At 54.0% G+C, this 19,549-nt stretch carries 11 protein-coding genes and 1 pseudogene; 6 read left to right on the forward strand and 6 right to left on the reverse strand.

What is annotated here, in order from left to right; translation table 11 throughout:
• Nucleotides 1–103 precede the first annotated feature (103 nt).
• The gene (locus E1757_RS17320) at nucleotides 104–1,642 is read right to left on the reverse strand and encodes an extracellular solute-binding protein (RefSeq protein WP_133230330.1); all 1,539 of its coding nucleotides are present in this window, start codon (nucleotides 1,640–1,642) and stop codon (nucleotides 104–106) included.
• A 259-nt stretch (nucleotides 1,643–1,901) separates the two neighbouring features.
• The gene (locus E1757_RS17325) at nucleotides 1,902–2,828 is read right to left on the reverse strand and encodes an AraC family transcriptional regulator (RefSeq protein ID WP_133230332.1); all 927 of its coding nucleotides are present in this window, start codon (nucleotides 2,826–2,828) and stop codon (nucleotides 1,902–1,904) included.
• 239 nt (nucleotides 2,829–3,067) lie between these two features.
• Between E1757_RS17325 and E1757_RS17330 the strand changes: the two genes are divergently transcribed.
• Both E1757_RS17330 and E1757_RS17335 read left to right on the forward strand, forming a co-directional pair.
• The gene (locus E1757_RS17330; protein ID WP_133230334.1) at nucleotides 3,068–3,805 is read left to right on the forward strand and encodes a ThuA domain-containing protein; all 738 of its coding nucleotides are present in this window, start codon (nucleotides 3,068–3,070) and stop codon (nucleotides 3,803–3,805) included.
• Between the two features lie 35 nt (nucleotides 3,806–3,840).
• A complete protein-coding gene (locus E1757_RS17335; RefSeq protein ID WP_133230336.1) occupies nucleotides 3,841–4,896 on the forward strand; it encodes a Gfo/Idh/MocA family protein in 1,056 nt (351 codons plus the stop codon).
• 205 nt (nucleotides 4,897–5,101) lie between these two features.
• Here E1757_RS17335 and E1757_RS17340 read toward each other — a convergent pair whose 3' ends face one another.
• The 4 genes and pseudogenes from E1757_RS17340 to E1757_RS36220 form a co-directional block, all read right to left on the reverse strand.
• Entirely contained in the window at nucleotides 5,102–9,652 is a 4,551-nt protein-coding gene (locus tag E1757_RS17340) for a glutamate synthase-related protein (protein WP_246079243.1), read from the reverse strand.
• A 915-nt stretch (nucleotides 9,653–10,567) separates the two neighbouring features.
• On the reverse strand, nucleotides 10,568–12,073 hold the full coding sequence (locus E1757_RS17345) for an aspartate aminotransferase family protein (protein ID WP_133230338.1): 1,506 nt from the start codon (nucleotides 12,071–12,073) through the stop codon (nucleotides 10,568–10,570).
• Between the two features lie 196 nt (nucleotides 12,074–12,269).
• Nucleotides 12,270–13,073 (reverse strand): PhzF family phenazine biosynthesis protein, encoded by an 804-nt coding sequence (locus tag E1757_RS17350; RefSeq protein WP_133230340.1) that lies wholly within the window; start codon nucleotides 13,071–13,073, stop codon nucleotides 12,270–12,272.
• An 845-nt stretch (nucleotides 13,074–13,918) separates the two neighbouring features.
• Nucleotides 13,919–14,941: pseudogene (locus E1757_RS36220) on the reverse strand (LCP family protein); the annotation flags it as partial.
• A gap of 378 nt (nucleotides 14,942–15,319) precedes the next feature.
• Between E1757_RS36220 and E1757_RS17360 the strand changes: the two are divergent.
• The 4 genes from E1757_RS17360 to E1757_RS17375 all read left to right on the forward strand — a co-directional run bounded on the left by E1757_RS17360 (nucleotide 15,320) and on the right by E1757_RS17375 (nucleotide 19,532).
• Nucleotides 15,320–16,381, forward strand: a complete 1,062-nt coding sequence (locus tag E1757_RS17360) for an ABC transporter ATP-binding protein (RefSeq protein WP_133230344.1) — start codon at nucleotides 15,320–15,322, stop codon at nucleotides 16,379–16,381.
• Nucleotides 16,374–17,168: an ABC transporter permease gene (locus E1757_RS17365; protein ID WP_133230346.1), complete on the forward strand. Its 795-nt coding sequence runs from the start codon at nucleotides 16,374–16,376 to the stop codon at nucleotides 17,166–17,168. Before E1757_RS17360 ends, E1757_RS17365 begins: the two co-directional genes overlap by 8 nt.
• A 6-nt stretch (nucleotides 17,169–17,174) precedes the next feature.
• The gene (locus E1757_RS17370) at nucleotides 17,175–17,960 is read left to right on the forward strand and encodes an ABC transporter permease (RefSeq protein ID WP_246079245.1); all 786 of its coding nucleotides are present in this window, start codon (nucleotides 17,175–17,177) and stop codon (nucleotides 17,958–17,960) included.
• A 279-nt stretch (nucleotides 17,961–18,239) separates the two neighbouring features.
• Nucleotides 18,240–19,532, forward strand: a complete 1,293-nt coding sequence (locus E1757_RS17375) for a serine hydrolase domain-containing protein (RefSeq protein WP_133230348.1) — start codon at nucleotides 18,240–18,242, stop codon at nucleotides 19,530–19,532.
• The last annotated feature ends 17 nt before the right edge of the window (nucleotides 19,533–19,549 follow it).

Raw genomic sequence — 19,549 nt, forward strand, 5'->3', positions numbered from 1 at the left:
GCAATACCGGACAACAAACAAAAGATCGGCTTTTGTCATCGTCCGGTATGCTTATGAAGCATATAAAATGAAGTTTGGACAAACGTTCAGTAACGCAGGCGGATTACTTGGCCTGAAACGTTTTATAATGCTCGGCGAATTCTTTGTAGGCCTGCTTTGTTTCTGGCAAACTGTTGACTTTATCGACAAACTGACGGTAATCGTCCATGCTGATTTGACCGACGATCGCTTTGGTCACGGCTGCTTTCCATTCGTTCTCGTATTTCGCCCACACATTAATCCATGTATTGGAGACCAAATAACGGAACGGATCAACCAGCCCGATTTCATCGTACTTTTCGACCTCTTTAATTTTGGCGTCGTTATACGCCTTATTGCCCGAAGCGCTAATCACCTTGCCCCATTTCTCGTAAGTGAGCACGCCGACGCCCTTGCCGGTCGTATTGACCTCCTTCACGCCCTGCTCGGTCAGCACCTTTTGTCCGTCGACGCTTTTATAATGAACATCGGGAATGCCGTAGTAGGAAAAGTCGCTGATTTCCTGCGAGGCGGTAAGCTCGAAATAGTCGAGCAATTGCTTTACTTTGGCCTCCGGCACCTTCTTGGAAATCAGATAGCCGCCACCGCCGCCGATGGCCAGATCAATCGCATAGCCTTTCGGTCCCTTCAAGGTAAGGTTAACGATTTTCGGATTCGGCTGGCCCGCCTTTTCGATTTCATTCTCCCATTCCTTATCCCACCAAATGCTCCGGGCGTACGAAGCGGCGCGGCCTGTTTTAAACAGCTCCTCGGCCTGCACTCTTTTCATTACCGAAAATTCCTTGGCAAGAATCCCTTGCTCGTACAGCTTTCGGAACCAGGCGATGGCTTCTGTGTATTGAGGCGTCAGGTTGGTGAACACAAGCCCGCCTTCGGCATTATAGGTCGGCTCCAGCGCCCCGAAAGCCGCAGCGAAAGAGGTGTCGCCGTCATTGACAATAACGCCGTTGCCGATTAAGCCGAGTGTATCTTTTTTGCCGTTGCCGTCCGGATCGCCTTCGACGATCTTCTTCATGGCCGCTTCATATTCATCAAGCGTAGCGGGCACGGGAATATTCAGCTTATCCAGCCAATCTTTGCGTATTTTAATGCCGATATCGACGCGGGAGCGGGAGCCGGGCAAGGAATAAATTTTGCCGTCGACGGTTCTGTATTTGAATGCGTCCTTGACCGTATTATTTTTCAGATTCGGGTATTTGCTGAAGTCGCCGAGAAACGGCGTCAAATCCCAGAATGCCCCGTTCTTGATGGCGCTGATCAGCGTAGGGCGCTTGAAATCCGGAACGGCAACCACCTCGGGCAAATCGCCCGAAGCGAGCAGCAGATCCAGCTTCGTGTTCAAGTCGCCGGCGGGGATCCACTCGACTTCCAGCTTGCTGTTCGTTTTCTTCTGCCATTCCGTCCAATACGCGTTGTTCATATCGGGTACCTCATTGTAGAGTCCCGCAAACATTTGTATCGACAGCGGCTTTTTACCGTCTGCCGCCTGTCCGCTCTGACCCGGCGATGCGCCGCCGCTGCCGCCTGTCGAGCAGCCGGCTGTAAAGGCAAGGCTCAAAGTTAACGCAGACATGCTTGTAACCCATCTTATCGATTGCTTCATTCCCGTACGTCCTCCCTATGTATACTTCTTTGTGCGGTTTATCGCCTGACAGCTTAAGCGTAACCCATGATTAATAGGCAAAAAACAGACATTTTTTCCTCCAAGGTCCGTGGAAATAATGTCCGGGGCGAAATGTTGCAGCTATAAGGACGGGAGAGACAAGGGGGAGGCAATGACAAATAAAGTCCGTTCTCTTTGGCGGCTTTCTGCCGTTGTCCGGCAATGGATTTCAGGCGAATCAGGTCTCGGCAAAAGCGGCTCAGGCTTCTTCTTCGTCCGGACGGCTGCCGCGCATTTTTCTCCGGAACTCCTTGGGCGAGCACTGATTATGACGTTTGAACAGCTTGTAAAATTGGCCCATGCTCGGAATTCCGACCTCCAGTCCGATCTCCGTCACGTTCAGGTCGCGGGTCAACAGCAGCCTCTCCGCTTTTTTGATGCGCTTGTAGTTGACAAAGTCGATGAACGAAATTCCCATGGCCTGGTGGAAATGGCGTATAAAATAATGGTAGCTCAAATTGAGCAGCCGGCATACGTCCTCAACAACGATTTTCTCATGCAGATGGCGGTCGATGTAATCGATGGCGGGGCGCAGACGGAGCGCGTCATGCTCCCGGGACACCTGCAGCAGCCCGCGCGTATCGTTACGGAGCAGGAGCAGCAGCAGCCTTTTGATTGCCGCGCTGATAGCCAGCTCATAGCCCCGCTCTTGCCGCTGGGTTTCCTCGTAAATGTCCATCACTAACGAAAACGCCTCGCGGCGGATCGACGGCTGCTCCCGGAACATATAATTCAACCGGTCAAGCGGCTTGGTCAGCTCGGAGAAATAATGCAAATAAGGCATCGAGCTCGGTTCAAAATGCTGCAGCAGGTCGACCTGAAATACGACGAATTTGAGCGTGGAGGCATGAGCCTTATGTACGCGATGCAACTGGGACGAGCCGAACAGCACCAGATGGCCGCTGTCGAGCATCTCGTATCCATGCTTGGTTTGGCAGCCGATACGGCCTTCCGTAACGGCGAGAAATTCGATTTCCTTATGATAATGCCAAGTCCAATTGTCGGGAATGCCATATGCCGGCGTACGGGACTGGATCTCCCATATTTTATGGAAGAGCAGCGGATTTTGATACGTCACGATTTCTTCCCTTACGAGATCGGGCTGCAGCTCTGTCGGCACGGTCATAACGGGATCACCTCTTCCGGAAACAATGGAAAGCATGTAAAAGCGAAACGACATTTTCGAGCATTCATTTTCCAAAGCAGTAAGCTGTAATTTAAAGCAAATAATCAATGTAATTATATCATGTTTTATTCGAGAACGCAGTATCGAGCATGTTTTGGGCAGTTTTGCGAATATCTTTTCGCAGCAATATTCTCTATACTCGGGTTGAATACGAATCGATCCCATGGGAGGAATAATGAATGAGCCAGCCGATACGCGTCACGATCTGGAATGAGTTTCGTCATGAGCAGACCAATGAAAAGGTGCGCGCCATCTACCCCGAAGGTATTCACCGTGCGATAGGGGAAGGCATTCAAGGCGATTATGAAATCGGTTACGCTACGCTTGATGAGCCGGAGCACGGATTAACGGAAGAAAAGCTGGGCCGTACCGATGTCCTGATTTGGTGGGGGCATAAAGCGCATAAGGAAGTTAACGAGGAGATCGTCGAGCGCGTCCATAAGCGGGTTCTGGAAGGGATGGGGCTTATTGTGCTTCACTCCGGTCATTTCTCCAAAATATTCAAAAAGCTGATGGGGACGACGTGCAATCTGAAATGGCGCGAAGCGGATGAAAAGGAGAGGCTCTGGGTCGTATCGCCTGGCCATCCGATCGTGGAAGGCATCGGCGAATATATCGAGCTTGAGCAGGAAGAGATGTACGGCGAACATTTTGAAATTCCGCAGCCGGACGAGCTTGTTTTCGTCAGCTGGTTCGAAGGCGGCGAAGTGTTCCGCAGCGGCTGCACGTATCATCGCGGCCAAGGTAAAATCTTTTATTTCCGTCCCGGACACGAGACGTATCCGACCTATTACAATGAGCAGGTGCGCCACGTAATCCGCAATGCGGTCGAGTGGGCCGCGCCTACCGGGCGCGAGAAGCCGGTTTACGGCAATTATAAGCCGCTCGAGCCGATTAAAGCGAAGCAGCATTCTTAATGAAGAACCAAGGACCGAAAAAGGAGATATAAACGATGGAACAAGCGGGAATCAACAAAACATATAAAGTCGTGCTAGTCGGCTGCGGCAAAATGGCTGTGCGTTGGGTGAAATACGCATTGAGCCGTAAAGATACGGAAATTGTAGCCTGCGTGGACATCCGGCTGGAGGCTGCGGAGGCAATGGCGAAGGAGCATCAGCTCGGCTGCCGCTGCTTTACCGATATGGAGGAAGCGATAAAGGCGACAGGCGCCAATCTGGTGTTTGACGTGACCATTCCAGAGGTTCATAAACAGGTGGTGACCACGGCGGTCAAGCACGGCTGTGATGTTGTCGGGGAGAAACCGATGGCGGCGACAATGGCCGATGCCGTGGAGGTGGAGCGGATTGTCCGGGAATCGGGGCATACGTATACGGTCATGCAAAACCGCAGGTATCTGAAACAAATTCGCGAGCTGCGCGGGATGATTGCGGCAGGCACAATCGGCCAAGCCGGATTCGTTACGGCCAATTTCTTCCTCGGACCGCATTTCGGCGGCTTCCGGGAGGCGATGGACAACCCGCTGCTGCTCGATATGGCGATTCACACATTCGATCAGGCGCGTTTTCTGCTGCGAGCAGACCCGGTGTCCGTATATTGTCACGAGTTTAACCCGACAGGCTCGTGGTATAGCGGCAACGCGGCGGCAGCCTGCATCTTCGAGTTTTCCGACGGCACCGTATTTACGTACAACGGCTCCTGGTGCGCTAATGGAGCGCCGACCTCATGGCATGCCGACTGGAGAGTCGTCGGTTCCAAAGGTACGGCCATTTGGGATGGAACCCATGATCCTTATTGCAGCGTTGTTTCGGATAACCAGGAGGAAGGCGCATTTTTCCATGAGTATAAGCAAATTTCTCCGGACAAAGGATGGGAAGGTCAAGAAGGGCATGACGGCTGCTTTGACGAGATGTTCGCCGCTCTGTCCGAAGGCCGACGCGCGGAAACCGACAGCTCGGATAACCTGAAAAGCATGGCGATGGTTTTCGGCGCGATCAAGAGCGCCCGGACCGGCGAGAAAGTACAGATCGCTTCGCTGCTGCAGCCTTAATCAAGGCGGGGTGATCCCAGCCCGGCTGAAGTGAACTCGTTCAGCTTAGCTGAACATCGGGGAATCAGATGGGGACTCTACCCCACCTGATTCAAGGCCCACCTTAGAGGTGGGGTCTTAACCCGATAAAGTCGTAATCGGATAAATAATCCCCCCGGCGTCGACTGGCTCCGGGGGGATTATTTGTTTCATACGTTGCTTTATGTTATTCGGTTGCGACCGATTGGTCAGCCTGCAGATTGACTGGAGCAATTCTTACGAAGCTGTCTTCCAGGTTAGCCAGCAGCTGCTCGACGGTTGCCGCTGCTGCCGTTTGGCTGGAGCCGATCAGCTCTTGGTGATAAGCGCCAAGCAGTTCGTTCAGATCTTTGATGCTTTGCGGACCGATTTTTTCGATCTTCACTTTAGCGCCTTTGGCGATCCGGCGCTCGATCGCGGCTTCGTTCAGACCCAGTTCAGGAACGAGGCGTTGGTAGATGACCCCGCCCGTCATACCTGCGCAAATCCACGGACCCGGGTCGCCGAGCACGACGGCGCGGCCGTTGGTCATGTATTCGAAGGCGAAGCCCTTCAGGTTGGCGCGGCTGGCAAGCCCGCCGAGCTCATCTTGAATCGGCGAAGAAATTTCGCCGCCGAATACGACGTCTGCACCGGAGAAGCGGATGCAGGCACGTGTGTCGGCGTTGCCCTGGATCAGGAACAAGCCTTTTTGCGCGCCGTAGCCGAATGATTTGCCGACGGAGCCGTTGATGAACTGCTTGTTTTTGCTGAGCGACTTCAAGATAGCGACTTTACCGCCGAACGACATTTTGCCTACGCCGTCCTCGGCACCGCCGTGTACGGTAATGTTAAGCCCGCGCGCATTGAAGGCGCCCAAGCCGTTGCCCGGCACGGAACCGTCAACCAGGCTAAGAGCGATGTCAGGCAGACTGTCGTAGCTGCCGTCGAAACGGTCTCTTACGCGATGGCTGGCATAGCGCGTTCCCAGAATGCGGGACTCGGCATCCACCTTGGACCAATTGCGTTCGATCGGTGCATGGAAGGAAAGCGAGTCAGGGAAAAATTCCTGGCCTTCCGCGCCGGCCGCGATGCGGATATCGGACGATACGGCCGCAGCGGCTTCCAATTTGGCATCATGCGCGGCTGCGAAAGAAAGCGGAGCCGGACGCAAAATGTCGGACAAGTCGATTTTATCGAGGCAGCTGACCTGCTGCAGCAGGTCGGAGCGTCCGACAAGCTCCTGCAAGCTTTGGAAGCCAAGCTGCGCGACGATGTCGCGAATTTCTTGACCCATGCCACCGTAGAGGCGAACGAGCGAATCTACCGCCGCATCAAAAACCCGCGGCACGAAGCGGCGAAGACCTTTCTCCTCGGCTTCCTCCATCGAATCGATCTGCGTAGCGATCCCGACGTGGCAAGTATCCAGGTGACAGCCGCGGCATGTAGTACAGCCGATCGCCTGCATCGAGATGCTGCCGAAGCCGCAGCGGTTCGCGCCGAGCATAACCATTTTGACGACATCGGCACCGGATTTCAGCCCGCCGTCCGACCACAGCTCGACTTGATGGCGAAGACCGGCTTCGATCAGAGCGACGTGAGCCAGCTTCGTACCGATCTCGGTCGGCAGGCCGACATGCGTCAACGAGTGAATGCGCGCTGCGCCGGTACCGCCGTCGAAGCCGGACAAAGTGATGACATCCGCGCCGGCTTTGGCAACGCCGACGGCAATCGTCCCGATTCCGGGAACGACCGGAATTTTAACGTTGATTTTCGCCTTGCGGCCGCTTGCTTCTTTCAGCTCGGAAATAATTTGCGCCAAGTCCTCAATGGAATAAATATCATGGTTGTTGGATGGCGAAATCAGGTCGGAGCCGATCGTCGCATTACGTGCGGCGGCAATCTTGGCGGTTACTTTGGAGCCCGGCAAATGGCCGCCTTCGCCCGGCTTTGCGCCTTGGCCGATCTTGATTTCAAGGAATGCGACGGCATTGGCCAATTCAACGTTGATGCCGAATCGTCCGGACGCTACTTGTGCGCCGCGCGTTCTTTTGTAACGGCCGAGCATATCTTTAATTTCTCCGCCTTCGCCGTTCATGGTGACCATGTTCAGACGCTCGCCGGCTTCCGCGTAGGCGCGGAACGCTGTTTCATTCTGCGAACCGAACGACATGGAGGAGATCAGCATGGGCAGATCGTGACCGCCGATTCCGATGTCGACCTGGGACGGGTCCAGCGGCTTGCGGCCGTCCTTGTGAGCCAATTCATAGTTGAAGTCGGCGACGTGGCGAATCGAGATCGGGTTGCGCTTCTCTTCCTCGCGCAGCTTGTCGCTGTAATCGGAGTAAGGCGCGGTGCCTGCAGCTGCTTCGCCCAGCGCTTTCCACATCCGTTGGAAGAAGTGAAAGTTCCGCGCCGCTTTTGCTTTCGGATTGGAGAAGTCCTCATAACGGGCTTCCGCATCTTTTTCCAGCTCGGCAAAGCCGGTGCCTGCCGATTCGCTGCCCAAGTAGTTGACGATATCCAGCACATCGGACACTTCAGGCTTGAAGCCGATGGACGAGAAGAAGCGGGTGTAGCCGCGCAGCTCGTGCGTACCGATGGTGGAAATAACTTTTTCCAGCCCTTTGCTCAAGGCGCTGTATACTTTGCGCGCCGCAGGCGCTCCGTTTTTATTGGCAGCCGTCGAGAACAGCAGATAAGGAGAGACCAGGTCTGCGCCCAGTCCGCAGGCTACGGCAATATCATGCAGATTGCGAACGGCCGCCGTGCGCAGCACAACCGTCGTTTGACGGCGCAGATTGTCGCCGAACGACAGCTTTTCGGCTCTGAGCGCGATGTCCACCTGCGAAACCGCCAAATGCGGATCGAGGAATAAGCGGTCATTCTCATGCACGCCGGCGTCGTCGAGAATAAGCAGCATGGCTCCGTTTTTCACGGCAGCTATCGCGTCCGCGGCCAATTGATCCAAGGCGGCCCGGATCGTTCCGCCACGGGAGAACGTTGTAGACAATACGGCGACAGCGCCTTCCCCTTGAGCGGCAAACAGCTCGCGCAGCTGTTCGAAGCTGAGCTGTCCGAGCTCTTCCAACGAATCGGCGGCATTGCTGCCTTCCAATAAGAGCGGCGTCATCAGCTCGATGCGCAGCCGGTCGTCAGGCTGTCCGTACACCGAAGGGCGGGGTCCGACTACGACCCGCGTGGAGAAATGCTCCATTTCACGGTCGCGGTCAATCGCCGGGTTCGTCACGACAGCTACGCTTTCCTTTATAAAGTCGGGCACGTTTTGGCGTTCCCAGTTGATCGCCGCATGAGGCCCGTCATGGCCCAGCGAACGAATCGGCTCGGCGCCGGTTTCGGACATCGTTTCAATCATCTGAATGCCTTCGCGGTCCCAGCCAAAAGCGCTGTATAACGCGTCGGAGATCACGGCGTCTTCCTGCGGCACAGCTTCGACGGCCGGCTTTTCATCCTTCAGATGCTTGCGCATGCCGGCGAACCCGATTTTTTTGCTGGCGCGCTCATAGACCAACGATTGTACGCCGGAGTATGGAATCACCTGCACATGCTCGCCCGGAGTCAAAATAACCCCGATTTTTTCGCCTGGTGCAATCGGCTTGGGATCGGCCACCATGTCGCCGACCGTAATGACACCCTGCTCGGAGGAGAAGTAAAGCGAGGTGTCGCTTTCGACCATCCAAACCGGACGCAAGCCTAACGCATCCACGCTGAAAATACATTCGTTGCCGTAGCGGGATACAATCCCGGCCGGGCCTTGGGCGTAATGCCCCCACACTTGACGGTAATAAACATATAAGTCCTGAAGCTCCGGACGGAACTGTTTCATTTCGTTAATAATCGGAGGGAATACGATTTCCATCGCTTCGAACAGGCTGATGCCAAAGCGGTGGATGAACGTTTCGATCGTCCGGTTCATATCCTGCGAATCGCTGCCGCCGTCAACGAGCTGAACGCCTACCATGTCGGCTTCGAGGCGCAGTTTTTTTACTGTATTGATTTCACCGTTATGGCCCAACAGGGAGAACGGCTGAACGCGGAAAAAGCTGGATTGAGTATTGGTCGAATAACGGTTGTGTCCGATCGTAACTTGCGCAGCAAACAGAGGGTCGCGGGTATCGTTGAAATATTTGGGAAGGATACTGGCTGCGCCCATCACTTTATAGGCGGCAGTCACATTGCTTAACGTCGCCACATGCACGTTGTAGCGGCTTTCGATAGCGGTATGAAGCTCGAACAGATGGTCGGCGACAACCACTTCCTGCTTGTCGCAAATGGCGGCAATCTGCCAGAAGGTAGGTTCGTCATTGCGGCCGTTTGCGCCCAGCACGCTGCTGTCGACTTGATTTTCCTGCTCCAAAATAATCGAAATCCGGTGTTGGGCAAACAGCCCGCGGATGCGCTCCTGCATCGACTCTACGCTTATGTCGAGCTTGCGGGGCACAAAAATATGGGCGATCGAAAAACGCTCGTCATAAGCAAGCTTGCCCTCCAGCCCGGCGTCGTTCAGCTTTTTCTCCCAGAGCGCTCTTGGAATATCGGTCAAAATACCGCAGCCGTCTCCCTCGCCGTTAATAAATCCCGAACGATGTTCCATTTTAACAAGAGCATCGATCGTTTTTTGGATGTTGTCGCGGGACGGAAAACCGTCTTTTTCCACGATACAGATAATACCGCAGCTATCGTGCTCGGTACCCAACAGGTTTTGAAAGCGGCCTTCATTACGCATTACTTCATTCATAGTTATGGTCAGCAGGCTGACCGTCACCTCCCAAATAAAAATGTGGACGAAATTCGCCCTCAAGCGTGCTTATGGATGCGGATGGATAAAAACGGACAAACCAGGGAACACAGAATATATGAATAAAAATTCAATTTAACTGTATAAAAGGATTCCGCGGCAGTCACTCAAGGTTTGGGGATGAAATAGCCGTAGGCTGTTTTTCGGGAAAGCAATAAGCCCACATCAACAAAATGAGCGCATTTCGTTCAAGCTATTATGCCAAAAAAGCTTACATTAAGCCGAATTTTAAAAAAATAAAGTACGTATAGAATATCACGAAATGTTCGGCTGCACAATAGTAGCATGATGGTTAAAGACTTGATGTAAGCGCTGTCTAATGTGCATAAATGGTGAATAAAGGAAAAATGTGACGGAAATATGTCAATTTATAAAGACGAACGAACTATTACCACGATTAGGTAATAGTTCGCCTTTTTATTGTTGGTAGAAGGATAAGTACACTGTGCTATATAAGTTGAACTAAAGAAACCCGCGCGTGTAAAGCACCTAGAACATACATAATCCAGCAGATGATCTTGCTCCAGTGAAACGAAATTCCTACAATAATGCAGGCTTTTTTTATCGAAATGGCTTATTCATAAGGAATTCCTGCAAATATGCAGGTGTTCTCACGGATTAGGGATCGATCAGAAGCGGAGGCGGAGAAAACATGCAGTTTCTCAGGAATTTAATCACGCGAATTGATGAGCAGCAGAAGAGATGTACAATGGCAGTTTTTCCTATCATCCTTTCACAATCGTTGCTTTGGAATAAATCCTTTCCAATGAAACGAAACCATTAGTTCAACTTATATAGTAAAGTCTAGTCAAAAGTTTGGAGCGTGACGGAGCGAAAAGAGGGGGTTTACCGGCACTAAAGAGGCAGGGCCATGGCGGCAAAAGCGCGTTCGGCCGCCTCGACCGTAGCCGAAATGTCCTCATCCGTGTGGGCGGAGGTCAGAAACCACGCCTCGTATTTGGATGGAGCGAGACAAACTCCTTGGTCGAGCATCAGCCGGAAGAAACGGGCGAACTGCTCGCCGTCCGTATCCTGCGCTTCCTCGTAGTTGCTTACGGGATGCGCGCAGAAGTGGGTCGACAGCGACCCGCGGATGCGGTTGATCGTCAGCGCGATGCCGTGCTCGCGCGCGGCATCCGCCAGGCCGGCTTCGAGCCCGGCCGCCAACCTGTCGAGCCGGTCGTACAGGCCCGGCTCCTGCAGCGCCTGCAGGCATGCGATGCCTGCGGAAATGGAGGCAGGGTTGCCCGCCATCGTCCCGGCCTGATAAGCCGGGCCAAGGGGTGCTACCTGCTCCATGATTTCCTTGCGGCCCCCATAGGCCCCGATCGGCAGCCCGCCGCCGATAATTTTGCCGAGGGCCGTCAAGTCCGGCTCGATAGCCGCGAAGCCTGCCGGTGGCTTTGTCGCCTGCTCGCCTGTGCATCCAAGGCTGGTCGACGACACTTGCTCGCCTGTGTCTCCAAGGCTGGCCGGTGATTTCATCACCTGCTCGCCCATGCATCCGGGGCTGGTCGGTGATTTGATCACCTGCTCGCCTATGCATCCAAGGCTCTGCGCCTCCAGGCCATCGAACGTTTGCGCGGCGCCGTAATGGAAGCGGAACGCCGTGATCACCTCGTCATAGATGACGAGGGAGCCGTTCCGCCGCGCAGCGGCACACAGCGCTTCAAGGAAGCCGGGCTTCGGCATGACCATGCCGAAGTTGCCTACGATAGGCTCTACCATCACCGCGGCGATTTCATCGCCCCACCGTTCCAAAGCGGCCTCCAGCGCCTCGACGCTGTTGTACGGAACGGTGATGACTTCATTGGCGATGCTGATCGGAATTCCGGCGCTGTCCGGTATGCCGAGCGTCGACGGACCGGAGCCGGCTGCGACCAATACGAGGTCGGAGTGGCCGTGGTAACAGCCGGCGAACTTGATTATTTTGTTGCGGCCGGTGTAGGCCCGCGCTACGCGGATGGTCGTCATGACGGCTTCGGTGCCGGAATTGACAAAGCGCACCTTGTCGAGCGACGGAATCGCCGCTTTAATCATGCGGGCGAATTCGATCTCAAGCTCCGTCGGCGTGCCGTACAGCGTGCCGTTTTCCGCTGCGCGGCAAATGGCGGCGGTAACGCGGGGATGGGCATGCCCCAATATGATTGGTCCGTACGCGGCCAAATAGTCGATGTAACGGTTGCCGTCTTCGTCCCAAAAGTAGGCGCCCTGCCCGCGCTTCATGAATACTGGGGCTCCGCCGCCCACCGCTTTAAACGAGCGCGACGGGCTGTTGACGCCTCCCACAATATGCTTCAGCGCTTCCTGATACAGCGCCTCGGAGCGAGGTCTGCCAGTTGTTGAAAAACGATTAGCCATTTTCGCAAAAACTCCTTTAACATTAATCGTATGTATTGATATGAGAGGCAGTGCAAAAGCTTTACCGGGTTAACACGAAATGGCTTCTTTCCTTAAATATAGCTGAAATTTCCGTAAACCTCATGTCATCCGCACGACAGATTTCCGCCAGTCCCGCAGTGCTCCTGCACAGCAATGGGCTGTTCCCATGGGTGAGTCAGTTGTATCGCATCAGCAGTCCTTTTACCACAATAACGGCTTGCCCGTGAAGAAATACCCGGTCCCCAGCAAGCTGCATCTTTACAATGCCACCGCGCTCCGATAATTGGGCGGCTGTGAAGCTGCTTTTGCCCAGTCTGTCTTTCCAGTAGGGTGCGAGCCCGCAGTAAGCCGAGCCTGTAACCGGATCCTCGTCGATGCCGACCGGGGAGAAAAAGCAGCGGGCGACAAAATCGAATTCCTCCCGTTCCGAGCGGCTGGTAACCAGCACGCCTCTGGCCGGAATATTTTTCAGCAGCTTAAAATTCGGCTTCAGTTCTCTAACCTCCGCCTCCGATTCCACCTCTACTATGAAATCAAGCCGGTTGCGGCTGACAGAGGCCGGTTGGATGCCATCCAAAGCATCGGCCAACGACTGCGGCAGCACGGCCGGGGAGGGAGACTCAACGGGAAAATTCAACTCGATCGCGTGATCCAACCGCTTCGCCGTTAATAGACCGCTCTTCGTTTGAAAGCGCAGCTTGTCAAAGTTGTAGGCGACGCCGGTTTCCCAAAGCACTTGGGCGCACGCCAATGTGGCGTGGCCGCATAAATCGACTTCCTTTTTCGGCGTAAACCAGCGCAGACGATAGTGGCCGTTGCCCAAGTCGACTAAAAACGCCGTTTCCGGCAAATTCGTTTCGGCGGCAACCTGCTGCAGCCATTGATCATGCTCGGGATATTCTTGGAGGATACAGACAGCGGCGGGATTTCCTTTGAAAGGAGTATTTGTAAATGCATCGACCGTATAAATAGGTATCATTTCGAACAGCTCCCTCTTTGAAATTGAGCACTTGTTATACCTTTAACCTCATAATCGAATATTTAAAAAAGAAGCACCGGCAGCTTGTTTTCAAGCTGGGTACTTCTGCCAGACACGGTGTTTATCCGGACTTCTGCGTGGAGCCTTCCGTGGCAGAGCTTGTCCTCTCAATCGACAGGCGCCGTTTTGTCCGCGTTGGAACCTGCGGTGTCCGCAGCGCCGGTTCCGCCGGTTTTCAATTCACCCGGCGCCGCGGCATTGAATCCGCCTGTTCGGCCTTCCGTTCCGGCGGCAGCGCCGGTGCTTGAGCTTGCTCCGGCTGTGTTGGTTTTCGCACCGCTATTTGGTGCGGGCGTCGTTCCGTTGAGCTTGGCGTCTATGGTAGAACCGGGCCCGCCGGTTTTGGCCCCGCCGCTCTGCGCGCCGCCCGTTCCGGTACTTCTGCCGTCGGCTGGAGGCGAAGTACCATTCCCTCCCGTTTTACCGTCGCCTGCGGGAGACGTGCCGTTCCCTCCGGTTTTACCGTCACCGGCAGGAGGCGTACCGGTACTTCCCGTCTTGCCGTTCCCGGCCGGCGTTGTGCCGGTTCCCCCCGTCTTGCTGTCGCTGACGGGTACAGTACCCGTTCCTCCGGCTTTACCCGCGCCGCTGCCCGCCTGCGCCGCGGTTCCGGCGCCGTCCGGCTTGCCGCTCGAGGCAGGCGGCTGTGCCGTACCGTCGCTTTTCGCGCCCGAATCCGGCTTGCTTCCCGCTGCGGGCGTCGTTCCCGCGCCGCTGCCGGATTTCAGTCCGGCAGCGGGTAAAGGGCTGCTCTTGATGCCGGCAGCGGGGGTGACGCTCTTTCCGTTTGTCCCGGAGCTTTTCGTGCTGTCTTTGACCGCCGGCGTTTTTTCGGCCGTCGGATCGCGGCCTTCCAGCAGCGCTTGAACGTAGGCATGAAGCTTGTCGCGGTTGACGGACAACACCTCCGCGCCGCCGACCCGCTTTTCGATAAGCAGCTCGGAAGGCGGGATCTGTTGGCTGACCAAGCCTTCCATTTTGGCTTCATAGCCTAACGATCCGAGCTTTAGCATATCGGTCGTCGTCAAATTCGTTTCAATATAAGGATCGACGCTGCTTAAAATTTTCGGCAGCTTGATGATGGACGAGGTGCTTTGCATTTTTTGCGCGACGGCTTGCATAAAATTGCGCTGCCGCTCGGTACGGGAAAAATCGCTCAGCGCATCATGGCGGAACCGCACATATTGCAGCGCCATTTTACCGTCGAGATGCTGCTGTCCTTTTTTCAAATTGATGTCGTATTCATGGCCGTCTTCGGCATCCGAATATTTCATATCCTTTTCCACAAAAATATCGATTCCGTCTATCGCGTCAACCAACTCGATAAACCCTTTGAAGTCCGTATAGACGTAATATTGCACAGGTATGCCGAGAAGGTCGCTCACGGTTTTCATCGCCAGATTGGGACCGCCCAGCGCAAGCGCCGCATTGATCCGTTCTTCGCCGAAGCCTGGAATTTTCACATAGGTGTCACGCAAAATCGAAAACAAAAATGCCTTTTTAGTCGTCGGGTCGATTGAAGCGATCATCAATGTATCGGAACGAGGAACTTCGTTCTTTTTCATACCGCGCGAGTCTCCGCCGAGCAGCAGCACGTTTACGCGTTGCTTGCCTTCCCATTTGGGAGGCATATACGTTTCACCCGTTTTGGATGTCGATTTGGTCGATACGGTATTGAAAAATTTGCTGCCTTCCGGCTTTTTTTGAATATTGTTGCTAAAATGTACGAATGCGTATGTATAATATCCGAGCACCCCTAAAAGCAGCAGAGCTACCGACAGCAGCGACCATTTTACTTTTCTGACCATCTGATCCGCCCCTTTCATCCAATGTCCGTTTTCTTTTCCTTTGTGACGGGTTCGTGTATCATAATGCTTATAGGGTTTGAAAATGCCGCGGGATCATGCGTAACGGTTTATGGAAACTTTTGCGGAAGCTATTGGCTCCGGGGTACTGAAAAATCGTATAAAATCGCATGAGAAGCGGAAGGCTGGGCTCGGGTGATGCGGAGCTTACCGCTCATCTTATTATAGTTTGTTTGTTGAAATTATATCAAGTTTCATCAAATTCGGACAAAATGAGCGCAGTGCGCGCAGCAGCCGCGGAACAATCGATTCATAATGCTGCGGATGCCGAGTTTTACCGCGCAAAATGCGTCCATGATGAAGCGACAACAGGAGGAAGCTATGCAAGCGATAGAAGTGAACGACCTGCGCAAGGAGTTCAAGGTGCAGAAAAGCCGCGAAGGCCTGAAGGGCGCTTTGCGGGATTTGTTTAACCGGGAATACAACCAGGTTACTGCCGTCAAAGATATCAGCTTCCATATTCCGAAAGGCGAAATATGCGGCTATATCGGCGAAAACGGAGCAGGCAAGTCGACCACGATCAAAATGTTGACCGGCATTCTCGTTCCGACCTCGGGCGATATCCGGGTTAACGGCTTCGTCCCCTACAAAGAACGGGAAAAGTTCGTGCAGGGCATCGGCGTCGTCTTCGGCCAAAGAAGCCAGCTGTGGTGGGACATCGGCGTCATTGAATCGTTCCAGCTGCTGAAAAAAGTATACCGCGTCTCCGAGGCCGACTTTAAGGCCCGTCTTGACGAGCTCGTGCAGCGGCTGCAGCTGGCCGAGCTGTTGAACCGGCCGGTGCGCAAGCTGAGCCTCGGGCAGCGGATGCGCTGCGAGTTGGCCGCATCGCTGTTGCATAATCCGCAAATCTTGTTTCTTGACGAGCCGACAATCGGACTCGACATCGTGGTGAAGACGGAAATACGCGAGTTTTTGAAATCGATGAATCAGCGCTATGAGACGACTATTTTGCTGACCACGCATGATCTTCAAGATATTGAGGCGCTCTGTTCGCGGGTCATCATGCTCGATGATGGCCGCATCATTTATGACGGCGGTCTGGAAGAGCTGAAAGCGAAGTGGGGCAAGGGCAAGGAAGTCGTGCTGCAATTTTCCGGGCCGGTTACGCTGGAACGGCTGCAGGGATTGACACAGGGCATGGAGGTGGCCTGGTCGATCGATAACGAGCTGACTGCCCGCGTATGGATTCCGCAGCAGCGGGCGAACGTCTCCGAGGTGCTTGGCCGTGTCGTCGGCGTACTGAACATCGAAGATATCAAGATCTTGGAAACAAATACGGACGATATTGTCCGCGAAATTTACAAGTCGGGCTCGGCCGACTCGAAGGACCGCCGAAGCCTCGATCAAGCGTCCGGGAAGAAAGAGGCCGTACATGTATAGCGCATATATGGACATGATCCGGATCCGCTTTCTGATGATGCTCGCGTACCGGGTCAATTATTACAGCGGCATCATTATTTACGCGCTCAATATCGGGGCGTACTATTTCTTATGGAAGGCGATCTATGGCACTAACGAAACGCTCGGCGGTATGACAGTGGCGCAGATCACGACCTATGTCGCCGTTTCATGGATGGCGAGGGCCTTTTATTTCAATAATCTGGATCGTGAAATCGCGAATGAAATCAAGGACGGCAGCGTAGCGATCCAGTTCATTCGTCCCTACAATTATATCATTGTCAAGATGATGCAGGGACTCGGCGAAGGTTTGTTTCGTTTCTTTCTGTTTTCCATCCCCGGCATGGTCGTGATTTCGCTGTTAATTCCGGTCAAGCTGCCTACCGATCCGGAAGTATGGGGCATTTTTCTCTTGATGCTGTTTTTCAGTTTTTTGATCAATTCACAGATCAATATTATTACCGGCTTGTTCGCTTTTTTTCTGGAAAATAATGAAGGCATGATGCGCATGAAGCGGGTGATGGTCGATCTGTTCTCAGGGCTCATCGTGCCGATGTCCTTTTTCCCGGGCTGGGCGGAGGGCATCCTGAAGCTGCTGCCCTTTCAAGCGATTACGTATTTGCCGGGCGCCGTATTTACCGGAAAAGTGAGCGGTAACGCCGTATACCAGGTGTTCGGCGTGCAGCTGCTGTGGTTTGTCCTGCTTATTATTCCGCTCTACTTGCTGTGGCGCGGCGCCAGGACGCGGCTGTTCGTGCAGGGAGGTTGATGAACGGTGTTTTATGCAGGCTTACTGCTTGACTACTTGAAAAATTACATGAAAACCCGTCTGACGTACCGTTCCGACTTTTGGATCGAGGTGCTGTCCGACCTGCTGTTTAACGGCTTGAATCTGTTTTTTATTCTGGTCGTGTTCCAGCATACCCAGCAGATCGGCGAATGGAACGAGCATCAAATTTTGTTTGTCTACGGTTATTTTATGGTACCCTACGGCATTTTTATTACCTTTTTTAACTTATGGGGCTTTACGGAGCGGTATATTGTGAAGGGCGAGCTGGACCGCATATTGACAAGGCCGGCCTATAATCTGGTACAGCTGGTGCTGGAAAATATGGCCCCGTCCTCGATGTTCAGCGCCTTGACCGGCCTGGCCATCATGGCGTATTCGTGGACGCATCTGGGGCTCGGCTTATCCTGGTACGATCCGTTCGTATTCGTGCTGCTGGTGGCCGGATCGATCATGATATACGGGGGCGTATATATCTTTTTTACCGCGCTGTCGTTTTTCTCCGATTCGCCGACCGGCATCCTGCCGCTGCTGTGGAATCTGCAAAACTACGGCCGCTATCCGATGACGATTTATAACAAGCTGCTCGGTTTCTTGCTCACCTGGCTGCTGCCGTTCGGCTTCGTCGGCTTTTACCCGGCGGCATTTTTCCTTGACCGCGAGCATTGGGGCAGATTCGCACTGCTGACGCCGCTTGTCGGACTGGTATTTCTTGTCTTCGCTCTGGCGGTATGGAATTACGGCATTAAGCGTTACCGCGGAGCGGGATCGTAAGTCATGGCGGCAATATAAGGCGCAAAGCAGGGTGGCAAATCGTCGCGCAAGCAGCTAATCATCTGGAAAAGTCAACCATTTTCAGGGAATTTTAAGGTTATTTTCAGCAAACTTTTATGTAAATATCATCATTTCGTCACCTTTTTTTAAAGGAAGTGCTCTATAATCCTACCTATAAGCCCTGATGTCGGAGATTGCTTTTCTTTCGGGATCGGAAAGCGGAGCACGATCGCTCCGGGAATCTTTCTCGTCTCTTAAGAAAGGAAGGAGCAGATAGAGATGGATAAGGAGACAGAGTACACCGGCACAACCTGTACGGGCGCGGCCCAGCTGAAGCCGAACGCCCGTTTGCCATGGAGGACGGTAGCGCTCATGCTGTGCTGCATGATGACGCTGACGACGTCGGCCTGCGCACAAACGAAGAAGGAAGCGGCAAGCAGCGCCAAATATTCCAGCGAGCAGGTTTTGCAATCGATCGCGGAAGTAAAGCCGCCCGAGTATTGGCCGACTTCCGGCTGGAAATCTGCAAAGCCCGAGGAGCATGGGATCGATTCCGCGGCGCTGGCCGAGATGGTCGATCAGTTCAAAAGCCGCAACCTTCACAGCTTTGTGTTGATCCGGGACGGCTACTTGCTGGCGGAAGGCTATAATCGCGACACGGAGGCAGACAAGCTCCAGCAGCTGTTTTCCGTCACCAAAAGCTTTACGTCGGCGCTGACCGGCATGGCGATTGAGGAGGGAATCCTGACCGGCGTCGATCAGAAGCTCGCCGCGTTTTTTCCCGAGACGGCGAGCGATGAGAAAAAAGCGAATATTACGATAGAACATTTATTGACGATGACCTCCGGTTTGGAGTGGGACAATAAGGGCGACCGCTCGTCCAATGAAATGACCGATGCCCCGAACTGGCTGCAGTATGTGCTGAATAAGCCGGTTACTGCGAAGCCGGGCACCTCGTTTACGTACAGCAATGGCAGCTCGCATGTGATGGCCGGGATTTTACAGGACGCTATCGGCATCCCGCTCAGCTACTATGCCAAGATCAAGCTGTTCGATCCGCTCGGCATCAACAGCTCAGCATGGGGCGTCGATCCGCAGGGCGTCACCATCGGCTCCTGGTCGCTGCAGCTGACAACGAGAGATATGGCCAAGCTTGGACTGCTGTACCTGCATGAAGGGCAATGGGACGGCAAAAAAGTCGTGCCGCGCAGTTGGGTGGAAGCATCCTTGAAGCAACGGGTGGAGACGCCGATCGTCGACGGAACGCGCGGAGGCTACGGCTATTTCTGGTGGCTGAAGCCGATTGCGGGCGAAGCGAATGAAGTGCTCGACCACGAAGTGTTCTATGCTTCGGGATCCGGCGGGCAGCGCATCTTCGTTATTCCCGATTACAACATGATTTTTGCCGTTACGGCAAATAATCAAAAGGAAGGGGCTATGCCCGAGCAGATGCTTGTGAAAGCGGCGATGGCCGTCAAATCGGATAAACCGCTGAAGCCGAACGAAGCCGCGGAGGCCAAGCTGCGGGCATCTCTGCAAAGCTTCAAGACGATAGTGGACAAGCCGGAGTAACCGGTTGTACCATTAGC

Source organism: Paenibacillus piri (assembly GCF_004354045.1).
In the GTDB taxonomy this organism is placed as follows: domain Bacteria; phylum Bacillota; class Bacilli; order Paenibacillales; family NBRC-103111; genus Paenibacillus_S; species Paenibacillus_S piri.